This window comes from Nocardioides immobilis (assembly GCF_003515065.1).
GTDB classification, from domain to species: domain Bacteria; phylum Actinomycetota; class Actinomycetes; order Propionibacteriales; family Nocardioidaceae; genus Nocardioides; species Nocardioides immobilis.
In genome coordinates this window covers 127,082-147,687 of record NZ_QXGH01000020.1, presented here as the reverse complement: position 1 = coordinate 147,687, position 20,606 = coordinate 127,082, and the positions used below count along the sequence as shown (strand labels likewise).

At 72.3% G+C, this 20,606-nt stretch carries 19 protein-coding genes; 9 read left to right on the top strand and 10 right to left on the bottom strand.

Going from position 1 to position 20,606, the window contains the following annotated elements:
• Positions 1-14: 14 nt before the first annotated feature.
• Entirely contained in the window at positions 15-788 is a 774-nt protein-coding gene (locus D0Z08_RS16970) for an enoyl-CoA hydratase-related protein (RefSeq protein ID WP_118926427.1), read from the bottom strand.
• A gap of 93 nt (positions 789-881) precedes the next feature.
• Between D0Z08_RS16970 and D0Z08_RS16965 the strand changes: the two genes are divergently transcribed.
• The 6 genes from D0Z08_RS16965 to D0Z08_RS16940 all read left to right on the top strand — a co-directional run bounded on the left by D0Z08_RS16965 (position 882) and on the right by D0Z08_RS16940 (position 6,146).
• Positions 882-2,393, top strand: coding sequence for a molybdopterin-dependent oxidoreductase (locus tag D0Z08_RS16965; RefSeq protein WP_118926426.1), 1,512 nt, complete (start codon positions 882-884; stop codon positions 2,391-2,393).
• Between the two features lie 74 nt (positions 2,394-2,467).
• Positions 2,468-3,112, top strand: coding sequence for a fasciclin domain-containing protein (locus D0Z08_RS16960; protein WP_118926425.1), 645 nt, complete (start codon positions 2,468-2,470; stop codon positions 3,110-3,112).
• Positions 3,113-3,150: 38 nt separating this feature from the next.
• Entirely contained in the window at positions 3,151-3,756 is a 606-nt protein-coding gene (gene sigK / locus D0Z08_RS16955) for an ECF RNA polymerase sigma factor SigK (protein ID WP_118926424.1), read from the top strand.
• Positions 3,753-4,541, top strand: coding sequence for an anti-sigma factor (locus tag D0Z08_RS16950; protein ID WP_118926423.1), 789 nt, complete (start codon positions 3,753-3,755; stop codon positions 4,539-4,541). The genes sigK and D0Z08_RS16950 overlap by 4 nt, the downstream gene beginning before the upstream one ends.
• Positions 4,542-4,557: 16 nt before the next feature.
• Complete coding sequence (locus tag D0Z08_RS16945) at positions 4,558-5,388, top strand: DUF1295 domain-containing protein (RefSeq protein ID WP_245994052.1); 831 nt, start codon at positions 4,558-4,560, stop codon at positions 5,386-5,388.
• The gene (locus D0Z08_RS16940; protein WP_118926422.1) at positions 5,385-6,146 is read left to right on the top strand and encodes a tyrosine-protein phosphatase; all 762 of its coding nucleotides are present in this window, start codon (positions 5,385-5,387) and stop codon (positions 6,144-6,146) included. Before D0Z08_RS16945 ends, D0Z08_RS16940 begins: the two co-directional genes overlap by 4 nt.
• Here D0Z08_RS16940 and D0Z08_RS16935 read toward each other — a convergent pair.
• The 4 genes from D0Z08_RS16935 to D0Z08_RS16920 are packed head-to-tail and all read right to left on the bottom strand — an operon-like array spanning position 6,140 to position 9,541.
• The gene (locus D0Z08_RS16935; RefSeq protein ID WP_245994050.1) at positions 6,140-6,622 is read right to left on the bottom strand and encodes a carboxymuconolactone decarboxylase family protein; all 483 of its coding nucleotides are present in this window, start codon (positions 6,620-6,622) and stop codon (positions 6,140-6,142) included. The two genes, D0Z08_RS16940 and D0Z08_RS16935, sit on opposite strands and share 7 nt — an antisense overlap.
• Positions 6,623-6,624: 2 nt before the next feature.
• Positions 6,625-7,692 (bottom strand): NAD(P)H-dependent amine dehydrogenase family protein, encoded by a 1,068-nt coding sequence (locus tag D0Z08_RS16930; RefSeq protein WP_118926421.1) that lies wholly within the window; start codon positions 7,690-7,692, stop codon positions 6,625-6,627.
• A gap of 54 nt (positions 7,693-7,746) precedes the next feature.
• Positions 7,747-8,862, bottom strand: a complete 1,116-nt coding sequence (locus D0Z08_RS16925; RefSeq protein WP_245994048.1) for a YihY/virulence factor BrkB family protein — start codon at positions 8,860-8,862, stop codon at positions 7,747-7,749.
• Between the two features lie 4 nt (positions 8,863-8,866).
• Positions 8,867-9,541, bottom strand: coding sequence for a TetR/AcrR family transcriptional regulator (locus D0Z08_RS16920; RefSeq protein ID WP_118926420.1), 675 nt, complete (start codon positions 9,539-9,541; stop codon positions 8,867-8,869).
• Between the two features lie 82 nt (positions 9,542-9,623).
• On the opposite strand from D0Z08_RS16920, the gene D0Z08_RS16915 reads away from it, so the two are divergent.
• Positions 9,624-10,805, top strand: a complete 1,182-nt coding sequence (locus D0Z08_RS16915) for an acyl-CoA dehydrogenase family protein (protein ID WP_118926419.1) — start codon at positions 9,624-9,626, stop codon at positions 10,803-10,805.
• On the opposite strand, the gene D0Z08_RS16910 is transcribed toward D0Z08_RS16915, so the two are convergent.
• Positions 10,774-13,569 carry an AfsR/SARP family transcriptional regulator gene (locus D0Z08_RS16910; protein WP_182481354.1) on the bottom strand — a complete coding sequence of 932 codons (2,796 nt, stop codon included), beginning with the start codon at positions 13,567-13,569 and terminating at the stop codon, positions 10,774-10,776. The two genes, D0Z08_RS16915 and D0Z08_RS16910, sit on opposite strands and share 32 nt — an antisense overlap.
• Positions 13,570-13,681: 112 nt before the next feature.
• Here D0Z08_RS16910 and D0Z08_RS16905 point away from each other — a divergent pair, with 112 nt between their 5' ends.
• Both D0Z08_RS16905 and D0Z08_RS16900 read left to right on the top strand, forming a co-directional pair.
• Positions 13,682-14,020 carry a response regulator transcription factor gene (locus tag D0Z08_RS16905; protein ID WP_118926417.1) on the top strand — a complete coding sequence of 113 codons (339 nt, stop codon included), beginning with the start codon at positions 13,682-13,684 and terminating at the stop codon, positions 14,018-14,020.
• A gap of 17 nt (positions 14,021-14,037) precedes the next feature.
• Complete coding sequence (locus tag D0Z08_RS16900; protein WP_118926416.1) at positions 14,038-16,065, top strand: CARDB domain-containing protein; 2,028 nt, start codon at positions 14,038-14,040, stop codon at positions 16,063-16,065.
• A gap of 7 nt (positions 16,066-16,072) precedes the next feature.
• Here D0Z08_RS16900 and D0Z08_RS16895 read toward each other — a convergent pair whose 3' ends face one another.
• The 4 genes from D0Z08_RS16895 to D0Z08_RS16880 are packed head-to-tail and all read right to left on the bottom strand — an operon-like array spanning position 16,073 to position 20,600.
• On the bottom strand, positions 16,073-16,993 hold the full coding sequence (locus D0Z08_RS16895; protein ID WP_118926415.1) for an AEC family transporter: 921 nt from the start codon (positions 16,991-16,993) through the stop codon (positions 16,073-16,075).
• 33 nt (positions 16,994-17,026) lie between these two features.
• Complete coding sequence (locus D0Z08_RS16890; RefSeq protein WP_118926457.1) at positions 17,027-17,371, bottom strand: TraR/DksA family transcriptional regulator; 345 nt, start codon at positions 17,369-17,371, stop codon at positions 17,027-17,029.
• A 50-nt stretch (positions 17,372-17,421) separates the two neighbouring features.
• The gene (locus tag D0Z08_RS16885) at positions 17,422-18,588 is read right to left on the bottom strand and encodes an acyl-CoA dehydrogenase family protein (RefSeq protein WP_182481353.1); all 1,167 of its coding nucleotides are present in this window, start codon (positions 18,586-18,588) and stop codon (positions 17,422-17,424) included.
• Positions 18,588-20,600, bottom strand: a complete 2,013-nt coding sequence (locus D0Z08_RS16880) for an acetyl/propionyl/methylcrotonyl-CoA carboxylase subunit alpha (protein ID WP_118926456.1) — start codon at positions 20,598-20,600, stop codon at positions 18,588-18,590. Before D0Z08_RS16880 ends, D0Z08_RS16885 begins: the two co-directional genes overlap by 1 nt.
• Positions 20,601-20,606 lie beyond the last annotated feature (6 nt).

The following is a 20,606-nucleotide window of genomic DNA, read 5'->3' as shown; positions in this document are numbered from 1 at the left end:
CACGGTCAGCACGGTCAGCCCTTAGCGGCAGCCTTGCGGTTCAGGAACGCCGTCATCGCCTCGCGGGCCTCGTCGGAGCCGAAGAGGCTGGCGCTGAGCGCGACCAGCTCCTCACCCTTGGTGTCGATCCGCTCGAGCAGGTCGGCGGCGAGCAGCTTCTTCGTCTCCCGGAGCCCCTGCGCAGCGCCGGTGACGAGCTGACCGCACAGCTCGGCGACCGCGGCGTCGAGCTGGTCGGCCCGGACGGCCTTGGTCGCCAGGCCCATCGTCACCGCCTCGGAGCCGGTGAAGACCTCGCCGCCGAGCGCGGTGAGTGCGGCCGCGCGCTGGGTGAGCCGGGGCAGCACGGTGAGCGAGATGACGGCGGGAGCGAGGCCGAGCTTCACCTCGGTCAGCGCGAACGTCGCGTCGTCGGCGGTGACCACGATGTCGGACGCGGCCACGATCCCGATGCCTCCGGCCCGGGCGGCGCCGGCCACGACGGTGACGACCGGCTTGCTGTGGGCGACGATGGCGCGCTGGAGCGAGACGATCGCGCGTGCGCCCTCCTCCATCGGCGTGGTGGCGGCCTCCGAGAGGTCGGCACCGGAGCAGAACACCCGCCCGGACGACTTCAGCACCACGACGAGCGCGTCGTCGTCCTGGTCCGCGCGCTCGAGCCGCTCGAACAGCTCGGTGACGAGCTGGCGCGACAGGGCGTTGCGGTTGTGCGGCGAGTCCAGGGTGATGGTCGCGACCTGGTCGGCGACGTCGTAGTGGACGAGCTCTTCGGGGGTGCTGTCGGCCATGGGCTCCATCTTGGTGGACCACCAAGAAACAATCAAGCCTGACTGTTTCTTTGTGCACCCATCCGCGGGCCCCGCCGTACCGAACCACTCACCATGAGGACCCGACTGATCTGGGCCGCGTACGGCGTGCTCGCCACCCTGGCCGGACTCGGTCTCGCCCACGCGGTCGCCGCACTCACCGATGCCGACACCTCCCCGGTGCTCGCCGTCGGCTCGGCGGTCATCGACCTGACGCCCACCCCGATGAAGGAGTGGGCGATCCGGACCTTCGGCTCCGCCGACAAGCTGGTCCTGGTCGGCTCGGTGCTCGCCGGCGTCCTCGTCCTGGCCGGCGTCGCCGGCCTGCTGGCCCGGCGCCGCCTCCAGTACGGCGCCGGCCTGCTCCTCGTGCTGGTCGCGATCGCCGCGACCGCCGTCGTGACCCGCCCGGAGGCATCGGTAGCCAACCTGGTGCCGAGCGCGGTCGCGGCGGTCGGTGCGGTGCTTGCCCTGGTGTGGCTGGCACGCGAGCAGGCCGGCGCTCCGAGGAATGGCGCTCCCAAGGACGGCAGCCGTCGCGGCGTCCTGATTGCCGCCGGCGTCATCGGCGCCGTCGCCCTCGTCGGCGGCGTGGGTGGCCAGCTGATCAGCAAGCTGCGGCTCCGACCCGAGGACGTCACCCTTCCCGACCCGGCCGACCCGGCGACCCCGCTGCCCCGCGGCCTCGACCAGCAGGTCCCCGGGATCACGCCGTTCCGCACCGACAACGACGACTTCTACCGGGTGGACACCCGCCTCGACACCCCGGTCGTCGGCACCGACGACTGGACGCTGACGATCGACGGCGACGTCCAGCGCACGGTCACCCTGAGCTTCGACGACCTGCTCGCGATGCCGATGATCGAGCGCGACATCACCCTCACCTGCGTCTCCAACAGCGTCGGCGGCCCGTACGTCGGCGGCGCCCGCTGGCTGGGCGTCCGGCTGACCGACGTGCTCGAGCGCGCCGGCGTCGGCGACCGGGCCGACCAGATCCTCTCGACGGACTTCGACGGGATGACGATCAGCACGCCGCTCGCGCTCGCCACGGACGGCCGGGACGCGATGATCTGCGTCGGCATGAACGGCGAGCCGCTGCCACGGGAGCACGGCTTCCCCGTGCGGATGGTGGTGCCGGGCCTCTACGGCTTCATCAGCGCGACCAAGTGGCTCACCCGGCTGACGCTGACGACGTACCAGGCGCAGGACGCCTACTGGACCGAGCGCGGCTGGGCGACCGACGCCCCGATCAAGATCTCGGCCAGGATCGACACTCCTCGGGCGCTGGCCGAGCTCGAGCCGGGCGACGTCGTGATCGGCGGCATCGCCTGGGCCCAGGAGCGCGGCGGGATCGCGAAGGTCCAGGTCCGGGTGGACGGCGGCGCCTGGACCGACGCGACCCTCGGCCCCGACGGCGGCGACGACTACTGGCGGCAGTGGTTCTACCGCTGGACGGCGACGAGCGGCTCCCACCGGATCTCCGCCCGGGCGGTGTCCGGCGACGGCGAGCCCCAGACGGCCGCGCGCGCCGAGCCGTTCCCCGACGGCGCCAGCGGCCTCCACGAGCTGCTGGTCGAAGTCGCCTGAGACCCGACCCATCCGTTCCCCGCACCGCTCCGAACCACTCACATCACCACCCCGAAACCGGAAGGCATGAAGCCATGAAGCTCAACCACCTCCGCCGCGGCACCGGCATCGCCGTCGCCGCCCTCGCACTCTCCGTGACCCTCACCGCGTGCGGCGAGGACGACAAGTCGAGCGACGCGAACGACGACGCCCCCGCTGCAGCCGACGGCGCCGCCGCCCAGACGTTCGGGGAGGGCTGCGCCCAGGTCCCGACCGACGGCGCCGGCTCGTTCGACGGCATGGTCAACGACCCCGTCGCGACCGCCGCGAGCAACAACCCGCTGCTGACGACGCTGGTCACCGCGGTCGGCGCGATCGACGGGCTCGGCGACACCCTCAACGGCGCCGAGGCACTGACCGTGTTCGCGCCGTACAACGGCGCCTTCGAGGAGATCCCGCCGAAGGACCTCAACGGGCTGGTCGAGGGCGGCATGGCCGACGGCCAGGACAGCACCCTCTACAAGATCCTGGCGCACCACGTGGTCGGGATGAACGCGGACACCGACGCGGTCGTCGGCGACCACGAGACCCTCGCCGGCGACTCGCTGACCATCGAGGGCGACGAGGACGGGATGACCGTCACGGACGGCACCGTGACCGCCAACGTGCTCTGCGGCAACATCCCGACGGCGAACGCGACCGTGTACGTGATCGACAAGGTCCTGACCGGCGTCAAGTGACGCTCGCCGGATCACGACGGACGCGGAAGGATCAGCTCATGGATCCCGGCGTGCACGCCTCAGCCGGCGCCCCCCACGTGGGGGCGCCGGCTGGGGCCGGCCCGGACCTGGCCGCGCTCCTCCAGCGCTCGGCCCGCGGCGACCGCGCCGCGTTCGCAGCGTTGTACGACGCCACCGCGGCGCGCGTGCACGGGCTCGTCCTCCGGGTCGTCCGCGACCCCACGCAGGCCGAGGAGGTCACCCAGGAGGTGTTCCTCGAGATCTGGCGGACCGCCAGCCGCTTCGACCCCGAGCGCGGCAGCGCGGTCTCCTGGCTGCTCACGATCGGCCACCGCAAGGCGGTGGACCGGGTGCGCAGCGCCGAGGCGGCGAGCCGGCGCGAGTCGACGTACCACCACCGCAACCAGACCGTCGCCCACGACACCACCGCCGACGCCGCGCAGGCGTCGCTGGAGGCCCGGCGCGTCCGCACCGCGCTCACCCAGCTCACCGAGGTCCAGCGCGAGGCGATCGAGCTGGCGTACTTCGGCGGCTACACCCACACCGAGGTGGCCGCCCTCCTCGACCTCCCGGTCGGGACCGCGAAAACCAGGATCCGCGACGGCTTGATCCGCCTCCGCGACACGATCGGAGTTGGACGATGACCGATCACGACGACACCCGGGACACCCGGGACACCCGGGACGCCCAGCGGGAGTACGACGCGCACGCGCTCTCGGGCGCCTACGCCGTCGACGCCCTCGACGACCTCGAGCGCGCCCGGTTCGAGGAGCACCTGCGTCAGTGCCCCGACTGCCGGGCCGAGGTGGACTCCCTGCGGGAGACGGCCGCGGCGCTGTCGACCGACGCCGTCGAGCCGCCGGCCGGGCTGCGCGCCGACGTGCTGGCGGGCATCGAGGCGATCCGGCCGCTGCCACCGCTCACCGAGCACGGCCGGAACCAGCCCGCCCCCGTCGAGCGCCCGCGCCGGCCCTGGCTGCTCGGCACCGGCCCGATGCTGGTCGCCGCCGCCCTGGTGCTGGTCGCGCTCGTGTCCACCGCATGGCTGCGACCGTGGGCCGGCGACGACGAGCCGGGCGAGATGACCGCCACCGAGCGGGTCCTGGCCGCCGACGACGCCGACCGGATCGTCCAGAGGTTCCCCGACGGGTCTCGTGCGACGGTCGTGTTCTCGCGATCGGAGGGGCGCGCCGTGCTCCTGACCGAGGACATGGCGCTCGCGCCCGACGGCAGCGACTACCAGCTCTGGCTGCAGGCGCCCCAGGGGAGCCCCGTGTCGGCCGGGCTGATGCCGGACCAGGCCGACGCCACCGTCCTCCTCGAGGGCGACGCGAGCCGGGCGACCTGGGTCGGGATCACCGTCGAGCCGGACGGCGGCTCCGCCCAGCCGACGACCGATCCGATCGCCGCCTTCGACCTCCCCACCTGACGGTCCTGGTGCGACCGTGGTGACCGCCGTCCTCGCCTCCCTCGCCTCCGTGGCCGTGGTCGCCGTCGCCGCCATGACCACGACCGCCCTCATCGCGCGTCGACAGGGACGGGTCGTCGTGGTCGACGTGACCTGGGGTGTTGCCCTCGCCCTCGCCGCGGTCGCCGCTGCCCTCGTGGGGGCGGCACTGGCCGAGGGGGCCGCGTGGCGGGCGTGGGCGCTGGTCGCGGCAGTGGGGGTCTGGGGGCTCCGGCTGTCGTGGCACATCCATCGCCGCAGTGGCGGCGGCGAGGACCCGCGCTACAAGCGGCTGCTCGGGGGACCGCTCGACGACGTCGGCATGGGCGTCGCGGTCCGCAAGGTCTTCCTGCTCCAGGGTGCCGCGGTCTGCCTGGTCGCCCTGCCGGTCACGATCGGCGCCGTCGTGGACGTGGAGTGGCATCCCCTGGTCGCGGTCGGAGCGGTCGTCTGGCTGGTCGGCGTCCTCTTCGAAGCAGTCGGCGATGCCCAGCTCGCCGCCTATCGCGCGCAGCCGCGCGCGACCAGGCCGCCCGTGCTCGACACCGGCCTGTGGCGCTTCACCCGCCACCCCAACTACTTCGGCGATGCCTGCGTCTGGTGGGGGACCTGGCTCGCCGGCGGCCTGGCCAGCGGCTGGGTGGCCGGGCTCGCGACCGTGGTCGCCCCGGCGACGATGACGTACTACCTGGTCTTCGCCACCGGCGCCCGGCCGCTCGAGGAGAACATGATGCAGCGGCCGGCGTACCGGGACTATGCGCGGCGCACCTCGATGTTCGTCCCCTTGCCGCCGCGGCGTTCCGCGGCCCCGCCTACGCTCGGCGGGTGACCTCCTCGAGCAACGAGATCCTCCGGCTGGCGTCGGCCGACAACTTCCGCGATGTCGCCGGCCCGGGCTACGCGACGCTCGACGGGGCGCGGGTCCGGCAGGGCGTGTTCTACCGGTCCAACGAGCTCCGGCTGACCGACGCCGACCACGGCACCCTGGCGGGTCTCGGGCTGCGCGCGGTGCTCGACCTGCGCTCCGCGCTCGAGATCGAACGGCACCCCGACGTGGAGGTCCCCGGCGCCGACTGGCACAACTTCGACGTGTCCGGGATCCCCATGGACCTGGTCGCCGAGCTCCGGGACCGGCGCAGCGCGGTCGAGCTGATGGACCGCGTCTACCGCAGCTTCGTCGAGAGCGAGGACGCGCGGGAGGAGTTCGGCGGGCTGTTCCACCAGCTCGCGACCGGCGGCCCGCAGCTCTTCCACTGCACCGCCGGCAAGGACCGCACGGGCTGGGTGGCGGCGCTGCTGCTGCACATCGCCGGGGTCGACGATCCGACCATCGAGAGCGACTACCTGCTGACCAACGAGCTCACCAGCAGCAGCCGCGCCCGGGTCGAGGCCGAGATCGTCAGCCTCCTCGGCGCCGAGCACGTCGCGTCCTACGAGCCGACGCTGGTGGCCGACCTCGAGTACCTGCGGTCCGGCTACGACGCCGTCGAGCAGGAGTACGGCGACCGCACGGGCTACCTGCACGACGGCCTCGGACTCGACGACGCGACGCTGGAGACGCTGCGGGACCTGCTCCGCGATCAGTGACTCGGCAGCACGCAGACGCTGTCGATCCCGAGCACGTGGTTGAGCCGGCCGAAGGCGAGCCACGACCCGAGACACATGCTCAGCTCGACGATCTCGCGGTCGGAGTAGGCCGCCTTCATCCGCGTCCAGAAGCTCTCGTCGAGCCCGTGGTGGTCGAGGGCGTAGCGCTCGGCGTACTCGGCGGCGAGCCGGGTGCGCTCGTCGAACGCCCGGGTCGTGCGCCACTCCTCCACCGCGGCGGGGAAGTCGTCCTCGACCTTCTCCCCGTCGCGGTCGGTCCGCCAGTCGAGGCAGAAGACGCAGCCGTTGATCTGGGCGACCCGCAGTCGCGCCGCCTCGAACTCGCGCAGCCCGAGGGTCGTGTGCTCGTAGACGGCCAGCGAGAACTGCGAGGCCGCCGGGCCGATGCCCGGCACCAGGTCGCCCCACACGTGGCCGATGGGGTCCTTGTCCTCCGGGATGTCGATGACCAGCATGCTCAGCTCCCCAACCTTCCTGTCGCCGGCCGCAGTGGCACGTCGAACGCGTCGTAGATCCCGGGCCCTGCCTCGACCAGCCAGTCGATGGCGTTGACCAACCGGCCGACCGCAGTGGCGTTGCCGCCGGCAGCGGGGTTGCCGCCCTCGTCGGTCGCCTCGAGGGTCACCTCGATCCGCGGCCGTCCCTCGATCACCACCCGGTGCGCACCGACGCCGTTCGGAGCCTGCGGCCAGTCCGGCGCGGCGGACGGGTGGATCCGGGTCACGTGCTCGATCACGATCCGCGCCTCCCCCTCGACGATGCCCTGGACCTCGAACCGGACCGCGCCCTGGGTCCCGACGTCGAACGTGCCCATCGTCGCGGTCTCGACCGCCGCCTCGAGCGGCTCCCGGTCGACGGTCTCCTTGATGTCGGCGACCTCGACCCCCAGCGCCCGGGCGATCATCCGGACCTGACCGCCCCACACCATGGTGGGGACGCTGGGCGCGGTCATCAGCGGCTCGTAGTCCATCGGCTGCCCCATGCCGACGAGGTAGCGGACCGAGTCCTCCGCGTCGTACGTCGAGTAGTCGAAGATCTCCTGGCAGCGCACCTCGTCGATCGTCGTACCGACGCCGGTGAGGAGCGCCGGGAGGATGTCGTTGCCCCAGCCCGGGTCGACCCCGCTGCCGAAGAACGACCCGCCACCCTCGGCCACGGCGGCCTCCAGCGGCTCGATCATCTCCGCCGGCGCGTTGCGCGGGTCGTAGAGCGGATAGAGCGACGGCGTCACGACGACGCAGCCGGCGGACACCGCACGCAGCACGTCGGCGAACGCCTCCTGGTCGCGGCCGTCACCGGTGACGGCGTACACGAGGGCCCGCGGGCGGGCGGCCAGGACGGCGTCGAGGTCGTCGGTGGCGAGCACGCCGGTCGGGCCGAGGTCGGCGAGCTCGCCGGCGTCGCGGCCCACCTTGTCCGGATCGCGTACGACGACCGCGGCGACTTCGAGCTCCGGGTGCGCGTGGACCGCGCGGATGGCGGCCCGGCCGACGTTGCCGGTACCCCAGACGACAGTGGGGATCATGGGGGTCCCTCCTCAGAAACTAGAACACGTTATACATTGCCGACTCGGCGCGTGTCACTGGTTCCCGGGACGGTTGTCCCGATCGAGCTGCCGCGCCTCCTCCTCCGAGGGGAGCGGCGGGGCGGCGGGGATCCGCTGGCGGATGATCTCCTCCGTGCGCGGGTCGAGGACGATCTCGTGGCTGTCGCCGTCGCGGCCGTCGAACCGCACCGCCACGGTCTGGAAGCCCTTGTGCCGCATGCTCTGGGCGTACATCGCGTAGGCCTTGCGGTCGGCCTCGGTGAGATCGACCTGGTCGGTGAAGGGCGTCAGCAGCGCCCGCGGCCACAGCTTCTCCGCCAGGACGACGTTGACCTCGATGCCGAGCACGCCCATGATCGCGCCGACGTAGAGCAGCACCATCAGACCGAGGACGACGCCGAAGGTCTTCTCCATCTCGCTCGTCGCGTCGACCACCCGGGCGACGTAGATCGTGCCCAGCCACTGGAGCATCTGCCAGAGGAACGCGATCGTGAATCCACCCGGCGCAGCACGCGCGATGTCGTGCTTGATCGCCTTGGCCGCCGCCATCCGGAGCAGGATCGTCATCACGGTGCCGAGGATGAGGACGGTGATCAGTCGCACCAGCCAGTGGAACCACCCGGCGGACGACACGGCGCCCAGCAGCTCGGTCTCGGTGACGACCGCCGACAGCACCGAGATCCCGAGGATCATCGTGCCCGCCGTGGCCAGCAGGAACACGCTGTAGACCCGCGTCAGCACCGGATGCGTGCGGATGTTGCGCGGGACCGCCCACGCGGTGGCCTGGACGTTCTGGAGGGCAAGTCCGAGGCCGACGGCGCCGTAGAGCGCGCCGAGACTACCGACGACGATGGCGCCGACCGACCCCTGCAGCCCCTCCGGCCGGCCGAGCTGGCTGCCGATGATGGGGAACTGCGCGAGCGCCGAGTCCAGCGCCTGCTTCTCGAGCTCGGGATAGCCCTGGAGCACGAAGCCGAGGATCGAGGACGCCAGCAGCATCAGCGGGAAGATCGCGATGAAGGCGTAGAAGGTCAGCACCGCGGCCAGGTAGTTTCCCTGGTCGTCGAAGTACTTGTAGACGACCGCCAGCGGGACCCCGATCAGCGGGACCCTGCGCTGGGTGCGGTCTATGCCGGACGCAACCCCCACATGGTCAATCTACGGGGTCGACCACCAGGTCATCGGGGACGTCGTAGCCGAGCTGGGCCAGCATGTCCTCCAGCACCAGGTTGACCTGACGGCTCAGCCGGTCGACCACCTGGTCCTGCGTCTCGTCCTTGTTGTCGAGCCACCAGATGACGCCGGCGTCCACCATGCCCATCAGCCCGGCGAGGACACCGTCAGGGGCGGTCGGCGCCACCTCGGTCGGACGGAGGTAGGCGGCCATCGCTGTCACCAGCTCGTCGAGGAACCGGCTGCGCCCGGTCCGGGCCTGGTGCAACGTCTTCGTCTGCCCCTGGGCGGCGACGAAGCGGTAGAGGTTGGGGTGCTCGGTGGCCCACGCCACGGTCACGCCGATGATGCCGTGGATGACCTCGTACGGCGTACCGCGGCGCCTCAGGTGCGGACGGATCTCGTCCAGCAGGTCGGCCGAGGCCCGCCGCGCGACGTCGAGGTCGAGCTGCTGCTTGCTGGCGACGTACCGGTAGACGTGCGGCCTGGGGATGCCCGCCCGTTCGGCGATCTGGGCCATCCCGACAGCGGGGCCCTCCTCGTCGATCGCCGCGGCGGCGGCCGCGACCAGCAGGGCGCGCCGGCTCGGATCGTCGCCGACCTTGCGGATCCGGCGCGCGACGGTCGAGTCGACCCACTTCGCGACATCCACCATGGGGTTCACGATAACGGGTACACCTTGTACCCTGATTCCCAGTACACCCTGTACCCATTACCTGCTCGAAGGAGCTCCACCGATGCCCGCACGCCGTTCGCCCTGGATGAACTCAGCCGACGGGGAGCTCGACGACCTCCGCGACCTCGCCCGCACGTTCTGCGAGAAGGAGATCAAGCCGAACATCGAGGACTTCATCGCGAACAAGCAGGTCGACCGCGAGCTGTGGACCAAGGCCGGCGAGCTCGGCCTGCTGTGCCTCTCCATCCCCGAGGAGTACGGCGGTGGCGGTGGCACGTTCGCCCACGAGGCGATCGTGATCGAGGAGCAGGCGTACGTCGGCGACAGCTCGTGGGGCGCGTCGCTCCACAGCGGCATCGTGGCGCACTACATCCTCGCCTACGGCACCGAGGAGCAGAAGCACGAGTGGCTCCCGAAGCTCGCCAGCGGTGAGGCCGTCGGCGCCATCGCGATGACCGAGCCCGGCACCGGGTCGGACCTGCAGAGCGTCAAGACCAAGGCCACCAAGATCCAGGATGGCCAGGGCGACCAGTTTTATCTCATCAACGGCTCGAAGACGTTCATCACCAACGGCGCGCAGGCCGACGTGGTGATCACGGTCGTGAAGACGAACCCCGAGGAGGCCGCCGCCGGCATCTCGCTGATCATCGTGCCGACCGACGCCCCCGGCTTCTCGCGCGGCCGGGTGCTCGACAAGATCGGCATGAAGGGCCAGGACACGGCCGAGCTGGTCTACGAGGACGTCCGCGTCCCGGTGACCAACCTGCTCGGCTCCGAGGAGGGCCAGGGCTTCATCCAGCTGATGCAGCAGCTCCCGCAGGAGCGCCTCATCGTCGCGGTCTCCAACGTCGCCGCGATGGAGATCTGCATGGACGAGACGATGCGCTACGTGCACGACCGGCACGCGTTCGGCCGGCCGATCTGGGGCTTCCAGAACACCAAGTTCAAGATGGCCGAGATCGCCACCGAGGCCCGGGTCGCCCGGTCGTTCGTCGACGAGTGCATCCAGCTGCACGTCGAGGGCCAGCTCGACATCCCGACCGTGGCGATGGCCAAGCTCTGGTGCTCCGAGCGCGCCCAGAAGGTCGCCGACATGTGCCTCCAGCTGCACGGCGGCTACGGCTACATGAACGAGTACCCGATCGCCCGCGCCTGGGCAGACCTCCGGGTCTCCCAGATCTACGCCGGAACCTCGGAGATCATGAAGGAGATCATCGCCCGGTCGCTTCCCGCGCCAGCCTGACCGCGGCCTCGAGCTCGAGGGCGGCGCCGCGTTCCTCCGCCGTACGACGGACCTCGGGAGCGAGGGCGGCGACCGCGGCGCTTGTCCGGGCCTCGCGGAGCATGAGGTCGGCGGGCACCATCACCGACCCCTCGTCGGCGTAGGCCCGGTCGGCGGCGGCGAGCAGGGTCGCGGCGAGTGCCGGCCGGTCGCGGCGTACGGCGATCGCGGCGAAGGTCTCGAGGGTCTCCATCAGCCGGAACTCGTGGTGGTCGAGCCCCAGCAGCACGTCCGTGGCCGACGCGAGCCAGCGCTCCGCCGAGTCGACGTCACCGTCGACCAGCGCGGTGTCGGCGAGCAGGGCATGGGAGACGGCGACCTCGAGCGGATCGTCCGCGGCGATCTCGAGCACCTCGGCCAGGCAGGTCCGCGCGGTGGCCGTGTCGCCGAGCTGGATGGCGTTGCGCGCGCGGTTCGACAGCGGGATCGCCAGCGACAGCTCACCGGCGAGCTGACGCCGCAGCGCGATGCTCTCGTCCATCAGCGGCGCCGCCTCCTCCAGGCGCCCGTCGTCGTGGACGATGCCGGCGAGCGAGTTGAGCGCCCGTGCCGCCCATCCCCGGTCGCCGGCCTCCATCAGGAGGTCGTACGCCGTACGGCTGTGCTCGATCGCCTCCTCGGTGAGTCCCTGCTCTCCCCGGCAGATCGCGAGGGCGTACGTCGTCCGCCCGCGCAGCCCCGGATCGGCGTCCGGGGCGAGCGCCAGGGCCCGCGGCAGCCACTCGACGTCCTCCCCCCCGGGAGCGACGTGGTACCAGTACCTGCCCAGCGCGCCGGCCAGGGCGAGCAGCTGCGCACCCGGAGGCGTGTCCTCCAGCGCGGACTCCGCGAGCCGGGCGATCGCGGCGCGCAGGTTGGCGTGCTCGGGATCCAGCATCGCCACCCACGCGTGGACACTGGCCCGCTTGCCCTCGGAGTCGATGACGAAGTCGCGGAACCACGCGGCGTGCCGGTCGGCGACCGCGTCGCGCTCGGAGCCCAGCAGCTCCTCGGCGTACTCCCGCAGGGTCTCGAGCAGCCGGTAGCGGCCGTTCCGCTCGTCGACGACCAGGCTCGCGCGCACCAGGGTCACCAGGTCGGACGCGGTCACACCAGCCACCGCCTCCGCTGCCTCAGCGGTGAACCCGCCGTCGAAGATCCCGAGCCGCGCGAACCGCCGGGTCAGCTCCTCCGGCAGCAGCTCGACGCTCCACGCGATCGCGTCCCGCAGGGTCCGCTGCCGTGAGGTGCGGTCCCGCGGGCCGTCGGTCGCGAGGTCCAGCGTCTGCCGGTTGGCCAGCTGCTTCCGGAGCAGGTCGAGCGGCACCTCGTCCGCGCGGGCGGCGACCAGCTCGATCGCCAGCGGGATCCGGTCGAGCTGCTCGCAGACCTGCGCTACGACGTCCACCGGGGCGTCGAAGCGGCGGTCGACGGCCCGCGCGCGAGCGACGAAGAGGGGCACCGCGTCGGCAGGGGCGAGCGGTGCGAGCGGCACCACGCGTTCGCCGTACAGGCGCAGCCGGACCCGGCTGGTCACCAGCACCCGCAGCCCGGCCGCGCCGGCCAGCAGCTCGGAGACGAGCGGCGCGGCGTCCTCCACCTGCTCGAAGTTGTCGAGGACCAGCAGCAGCCGCCGGGCCCGCAGGTGCGCCACCAGCGCCGCGACCTGGTCGGTGCCGGCGGCCTCGACCCCGAGCACGTCGGCGATCCCGCCCGCGACCAGCCGGTGGTCGTGCAGCGCGTCGAGCGCGACGAACCAGACGCCGTCCGGGTGGTCTGCTGCCAGACCGTGGGCGACCGCGATCCCGAGCCGGGTCTTGCCGATGCCACCGGGGCCGGTGACCGTGACCAGCCGGTTGTCGGGCTCCCGCAGCAGCGCGACGACCTCGGCGATCTCCGGCTCGCGGCCGACCAGCGAGGTGACGGGCGCGGGCAGGTGGCGCCGGCCCCGCAGCTCGACGTCCTCGACCCGCAGCGCCGGGTCGTCGGCGAGGATCGCAGCCTGCAACCGCTGCAGGTCCTCGCCGGGATCGAGGCCGGTCTCGTCGGCCTTGACCTCGCGACCCTCGGCGAAGACTGCGAGCGCGTCGGCCTGCCGGTCGCTCCGGTGCAGGGCGAGCATCAGGTGGCCCCGCAGCTCCTCGTTGAGCGGGTGCTGCTCGACCAGCGGCTCCAGCCAGGGCACCAGCTCGCGGTGGCGCCCGAGGGACAGCAGCGCCCGGGCCCGGACCGCGGCAGCGGTCATCCGCTCCGCCTCGAGAGCGACGACCACCGGCCCGACGACGGGGAGGTCGCGCAGGTCCTGCCAGGCCTCGCCCCGCCAGAGCCCGAGCGCCTCCTCGACCTGCTGGGCCGCCAGCGCGGGGTCCGACTCCGCGGTCGCCTGCTCGACCAGCGCGCTGAACCGGTGCGCGTCGATGTCGACGCCGTCGGTGAGCAGGCGGTAGGCCCGACCCTCGGTGACGAGCCGGTCGCCGTACTCCCCGAGCGCGGAGCGCAGCGCCGAGACGTAGACCTGGAGGCTGCGGAGGGGGTTGGCCGGGCCGGCCTCGCCCCACACCTCGTCGACCAGGCGCTCGACGGAGACGACGGCGGGCGCGAGCGCGGTCAGCACGCCGAGCACGGCGCGCTGCTTGCGCGGGCCCAGGTCGACCGGGGTGGCGTCGGCGGTGACCTCGAGCGGCCCGAGTACGGCGATGCGGAGGCCCCTGCCACCCACCCCGACCCGGTCGCTTCCGCTCGTCACCCCCGGAGTCTGCATCAGTAAAGAAGAGAATTGAGCGGAATTTGAGCACTGCCGGGGACTCTCGTCCGGACAGCCCACCCCCGTGGCTGCCCACCCGAGAGGAACACCACCGATGACCGTCATGGCCCAGCCCCGCAGGACCCGGCTCGAGCCGCCCGTTCCCGCCCGTCCCCTGCGGTCCGTCCCCGCACCCCAGCCGTCCCAGCCGGCGCGGTCGAACCGGATCTCGCAGCGCGAGGCGGAGGTGCTGCGCCTGGTGGCCCGCGGACTCTCCAACGCCGAGATCGGGTCCGAGCTCTTCATCTCGCTGCCGACGGTCAAGTCGCACGTCGCCCGGCTGCTCGCCAAGCTCGGGGCCCGCGACCGGGTGCAGCTGGTCGTCGTCGCCTACGAGTCCGGCTTCGTGGTGCCGGGCCGCCTCCAGCAGGCCTCGGCCCGACCGGTCGCCTGAGGGACTGGAGCGGTCCCATGGTCCGACGTCCCGCCACTGCGGCCCTGGTGGCCGGTCTCGCCGCCACCCTGCTCGCCAGCGTCCAGTCGGCGCCCGCCGCGGAGGCCGCCGTACGCCGTCCCGACCTCGTGGTCGGTGCGCTGACCGGTGCGGCCCAGGCGCAGGCCGGGACGACGCTGCGCGTCTCCGTCACCACGGTGAACCGCGGCCGCGGCCCGGCAGCGGCCACCACGACCAGGGTCTACCTGTCCCGGGACACCCGGGTGGGGCGTGACGTCGCCGTGGCCGCGGTCCGGGTGCCGCGGCTCCCCGCGGGTCGCCGGAGCTCCACGATCGTGCGGCTGTCGATCCCGGCGACGGCTGCCGTGCGGAGCTACCGGCTGCTCGCGTGCGCGGACGCCCTGCGGCGGGTGCGCGAGGTCAGGGAGGGCAACAACTGCCGGCTGGCGACGCGTTCGGTCCGCGTGACCGCGCCGGACCCCGACGTCCCCGACTTCCCGCTCGACCCGGACCCCGTCTCCGCCACCTCGATCGAGGAGGAGCCCGGCCGCGCGGTGACCCGCCTCCTCGACCCCCAGGTCCCGGCGACCCTCGGGCCGATCACGGTGACGGCGAGCGACGGTACGACGTACTCCCTCGTGGTCCCCGCCAAGGCGCTCCTCAGCGCCGAGCAGATCACGCTGACTCCGATCGCGGACGCCGACCTGCCCCTGCTGTCGAACGGGTTCATCGCGGGTGTCCGGCTGGAGCCGGAGGGGCTGCTGCTCCAGGCGCCCGCCAGGCTCACCATCAAGAGCCCGGACGCCGGACCGCTGGCCCAGCAGACCGCCTACGTCTTCCACGAGGAGGGCGAGGACTTCCACCACTACCCGCCGGCGGTCCCGGCGGCCGGCGACGGCGCCAACACGGTGCGGCTGGAGCTGACCCACTTCTCGGTCGCCGGTGTCGGCGGGGGCACGGACGCCGACCGGGCGGCGCTCGCCGCCCACCCGCCTTTCCGGGACGTGGCGCAGGCCGCGGCCACCGTGGCCGAGATCCTCCGCCAGGCGCGGGAGTCCGGTGGCGACTCCGGCCCCGCGCTGGACCAGGCCCGCGGGGTGCTCGAGGCCTACTACTGGGACGTCGTCGACGGAAACCTGGCGGCCGCCGAGACCGACGCGAGCCTCGCGGCCGGCGCGACGGCGGAGGCCGTTGCGTTGCTGGCGCAGCTGGAGCGCCTCGGGAGCATCGACAGCCCCATCCACACCAAGGTGAAGGCCCGACTGCGGACGATCTGGGCGAACGCGATCGAGCACTATTGGCAGCGCTGCACCCAGCAGCACGACCTGCGCGCGGTCGGCACCCTGGTCGGCATCGCGCGCCAGGCCGCCCTGATCGGCTGGCTGGACCTCTCCGAGAAGGCGTGGGACTACGCGCAGCGGTGCTCGCACTACCAGGTGGAGTTCACGTCGCTCATGGGTCACTCGCGCAACCACTTCCCAGGCAACGGAAGCTCGGTCCGGAGCACCGCCCAGCTCCAGCTGGAGTCGACCACGACCGTGCCCGCACTCGGTGCCGGTGTCAGCGAGCTCGCCTACACGCAGGCCGCGCTCTGGCAGCGGGTCGAGGGCGAGGACAGCTGGGTCGAGGACAACCTGGTCGGGACCAAGCCGGGCTCGATCCGGGTCGACGTGCTGGAGCGCGCGAACCCGATCGACGAGGGACCGGGCGGTCCGCCGCCGGCACCGCCGGTGCCGTACGTCCGCGTTGATCCCGGCGTCGGCGCCGACGGCGTGGAGGACCCGCCACAGGAGCGCCTGCGGAGGACCACGAACCTGCCCGGCTACGAGCCGGAGGAGTACGACACGACGTTCTGGCACTCCAACCTGATCGCCTTCTTCGACGAGTTCTACCCGGTGCGGATCGAGGCCGACCTGAAGCAGACCGCGGGGTCCGAGATCCTCCTCGACGAGACCTGGGACCACACCTTCGGCTCGGACAGCACGATCATCGGGATGTACACCGGGCACACGACCCTGAAGGTCACCCACACCCCGCAGAGCTGAGCCCGGATTACGCCAGCAGGGCGGCGATCACGACCGCGGCCGGGGCGGCGCACACGGTGGAGACGAAGATGGCGTCCCGCGCCAGCAGCACACCGCGCTCGTAGCGGGTCGCGACGACGAACACGTTCTGCGCCGTCGGCAGGGCAGCCAGCAGGGTGACCGCGAACAGGTCGAGGTCGTCCATGCCGAGCAGGAACCGGCCGGCGGCGTACGCCGCCAGCGGCTGCGCGACCATCTTCAGTCCGACGACCGCGACCAGCGCCCGCGGCCGGACGCCGCGTCCCGGCAGCGGACCGAGCCGCAGCGCGACGCCGTACGCGATCAGCATGGCGGGCACCGCCATCCCGCCGACCAGCGCGAGCGGGTCCTGGACCGGCTGGGGGAGCCGGGTGTCGGTGACGGCGAGCAGGACGCCCAGCCCGGTGCCGATGGTCAGCGGGTTCGTCACCGGCCGCAGCAGGACCTTGCCGACGGACATCCGGCCGGGGCTGCGGTCGACGTCGAGCAGGGTCAGCGCGAGCGGCTGGAGGACGAGCAGCTGGAGCAGGAGGACGGGAGCCACCAGGGCCGCGTCGCCGAGGGCGTACGCCGCCACCGGGATGCCGAGGTTGCCGGCGTTGACGTAGCCCGAGCACAGGCTGGCCACGACCGTCGTACCGAGGTCCCACCCGCGCCGGACCGCCAGCACCGCGATCGCGAGCACCGCTGCGGCGACGCCGGCGACCGTGGCCACCAGGTGGCCCGAGAACACCTCAGCAGGATCGGACTCCGCGAGCACCGTCACCAGCAGCGCCGGGCTCGCGACGTAGAACGCCAGCAGCGACAGCGTGCGCTGACCCGCGGCGTCGACCAGCTTGATGTGGCCGACCAGGACGCCGAGCCCGACCACGGCCGCGATCGTCGCGAACCCGCCGAGCACACCTCCCACGCCCTGATCCCATCACGGGACGGCGGCACCCGGTCATCGCGGGCTGGACGTCGCGCAGCTGATGCAGGCCCGTGCCAGGGGCCGGACCTCGAGCCGGTCATCCCCGATCGGCCCGCCGCAGCCTTCGCAGGTCCCGTAGGCGCCGGCGTCCAGTCCCGCCACGGCCGCGTCGACCTCCGCCAGGTGGAGCTGCGCCTGTCGGACGAGGGATCCGACCTGCGACCGCTCGAAGGCGATCGTCGCCCCTTCGGGATCGTGCTCGTCGTCGGCGTTGGTGTCGCGCGAGGACGCGACCATCGCGGCGAAGTCCTCGGTCAGGCTCGCCAGGCGGCCGAGCGTCCGTTCGCGCTCCACTTCGAGACGACGCGAGTGATCCATGACGACCATGCTGACGCGGCCGTCAAAGGGGCACAGTCCAACTGCGCGGCCTAGTAGCTCTTCGGCAGCCCCAGCGTGTGCATCGCGACGAAGTTGAGGATCATCTCCCGGCTGACCGGTGCGATCCGGCCCAGCCGCGACGCGACCAGCATGTTCGCGAGCCCGTACTCGACGGTGAGGCCGTTGCCGCCGTGGGTGTGGACGGCGACGTCGGCCGCGTTGCAGGAGACCTCGCCGCCGGCGTACTTGGCCATGTTGGCGTACTCGCCCGCGGTGAAGTCGTCGCCGGCGTCGTAGAGCGCCGCGGCCTTCTGCCACAGCATCCGGGCCTGCTCGAGCTCGATCTTGACCTTGGCCAGCGGGTGCTGGATGCCCTGGTGGGCTCCGATCGGGGTGTCCTTCCAGACAGTGCGGGTCTTCGCGTAGTCGACCGCGACGTCGAGCACGTAGCGCGCCATCCCGCACGACAGGGCGCCGCCCATGATCCGCTCCGGGTTGAGGCCGGCGAACAGCTGCCAGAGGCCGCCGTCCTCGTCGCCGACCAGCGCGTCGGCCGGCAGCCGGACCTCGTCGAGGAAGAGCGTGAACTGCTTCTCCGGCGCCGACCACGCCATCTCGATCGGCTGCTTGGTGAAGCCCTCGGCGTCGGTCGGTACGACGAACAGCGCCGGCTTGAGCTTGCCGGTCCTGGCGTCCTCGGTGCGCGCCACGATCAGCACCGACTGCGCTTCGTCGACACCGGAGATGAAGGTCTTGTTGCCGCTGAGCACCCACTGGTCTCCGTCACGGGTGGCGGTCGTTGTGATCTGGTGGGCGTTGGAGCCGGCGTCTGCCTCGGTGATTCCGAACGCCATCAACAGGCTGCCGTCCGCGATGCCGGGTAGCCACTTCTGCTTCTGCTCCTCGGTGCCGCAGCGGGCGATGATCGAGCCGCAGATCGCCGGCGAGACGACCATCATCAGCAGCGGCGCACCCGCGGCGGCGGCCTCCTCGAGGACCGCGGCCAGGTCGGCCATGCCGCCACCCCCGCCGCCGTACTCCTCGGGGAGGTTGACGCCGAGGAAGCCGTTCTTGCCCATCTCCATCCACAGCTCGGTGGTCTTGCCACCCTCGCGCGCCTGCTTCTCGACGTACTCACGGCCGTACTTGCCGGCGAGCTTCTTGACCGCCTCGCGCAGGGCCACCCGCTCCTCGGGCTCGGTGAAGTTGATGGTCATCAGTCGGTTCCTTCTTCTTCGGAGTCGGGCGTCACGACGGCGAGCACGGTGCCCGCCTCGACCTGCTGGCCGACGGTGGCGGCGAGCTCGGTGACTGTGCCGGCGTACGGCGCGGCGATGGTGTGCTGCATCTTCATGGCCTCCATCACGAGGATGGGCTGGCCCTCGGCGACCTCGTCGCCGACGCGGGCGTGGATCGCCACCACGGCACCGGGCATCGGTGCGAGCAGCGAACCTGCTGCGACCTGGCTGGCCGGGTCGACGAAGCGAGGCTTGCGCCGCAGCGCCACGTGGCCGAGCGGCGACTCGACGTCGACCGCCTCCTGGCCGGCGTCGCCGGTGACCCGCACGACGAACGTACGGCGGACGCCACCGGTCTCGAGCACGACCTGGTCCTGGCCCGCCGAGACGACGACCACGTCCTCGAGGTCAGCGGACGAGAACGAGCGGCCGCCGTACCAGCGGACCGGCAGCTCCTCCCCCTCAGCGCCGCCGACCAGGAACACGGTCTCCTGCGGGTGGGCGACGACGTTGCGGAAGCCCGCCGGGATCCGGCTCTGCACCTTGGCGGAGACCCGCGCCCGCTCGGCCAGCGCGATCGCCGCCGCGAAGCCCGACAGCGGCACCGTCAGCTCGCCACCGGGAGCCGCGCCCAGCACCGAGAGATCGGCACCGTCGAGCCAGGTAGTGTCCATCTGCGCGTCGACCACGACGGGATCGCGGAGCAGGTTGACCAGCAGGTCGCGGTTGGTGCGCAGGCCGTGGATCTCGGCCCGGGCCAGGGCGCCCGCGAGCTGCCGGAGCGCCTGGTCGCGCGACGGTGCCCAGACGATGACCTTGGCGATCATCGCGTCGTAGAACGTGCCGATCGCGTCGCCGGAGCCGACGCCCGAGTCGAGCCGGATGCCGGATCGGCCGGGGAAGGGAGCCTCGAATTCTCCGATGACTCCCGGCACCTCGAAGCGGGTGAGCGTGCCCGACTGCGGCTGGTAGCCGGCGGTGGGGTCCTCGGCGTAGAGCCGGACCTCGATGGCGTGCCCCCTCGGCGACGCGACCTCGAGGTCCGTCAGCGAGCGCCCCTCGGCGACGGCGATCTGGAGCGCGACCAGGTCGACGCCGTAGACCGCCTCGGTGACCGGGTGCTCCACCTGGAGGCGGGTGTTCATCTCCAGGAAGTAGAAGCGGTCCTTGGCGACGTCGTACAGGAACTCGACGGTGCCGGCACCCCGGTAGTCGATCGCGTCGGCCGCCGCCTTGGCCGCCTCGTGCAGCGCCTTGCGGGTCGCGTCGGGGAGCGCCGGGGCGGGCGCCTCCTCGATCACCTTCTGGTGCCGCCGCTGCACCGAGCAGTCGCGCTCGCCGAGGACGATCGCGCCGCCCGACTCGGCGGGGGTGCCGAGCACCTGGACCTCGATGTGGCGGCCGGACTGGATGTAGGGCTCGACGAAGACCGTGCCGTCGCCGAACGCCGACGCCGCCTCGGACTGCGCCTTCGCGATCTCGCGGGCGAGCTCGTCGAGCTCGCGGACGATCCGCATCCCGCGGCCACCGCCACCGGCGGACGCCTTCACCAGCAGGGGCAGGTCGTCGGCCGTCGCCGTCTCGGGAGTGAACTCGCCGAGGACCGGCACGCCCGCGGCCTCCATCAGCTTCTTGGACTCGATCTTCGAGCCCATCCGCTCGATGGAGTCGGGCGCCGGTCCGACCCAGGTCAGGCCGGCGTCGATGACCTGCTGCGCGAACGCCGCGTTCTCGGACAGGAAGCCGTAGCCGGGGTGGATCGCGTCCGCGCCGCTCCTCTTGGCGGCCTCGATGACCAGGTCGCCACGGAGGTACGTCTCGGCGGGGGTGTTGCCCGGCAGCCGTACGGCGACGTCGGCGTCGGCCACGAACCGCATGCCGGCGTCCGCGTCGGAGTGGACGGCGACGGTCTCGATGCCGAGCTCGCGGCAGGTGCGGAAGACCCGCCGGGCGATCTCGCCACGGTTGGCGACCAGAAGTCTTGTGATCACGGTGGC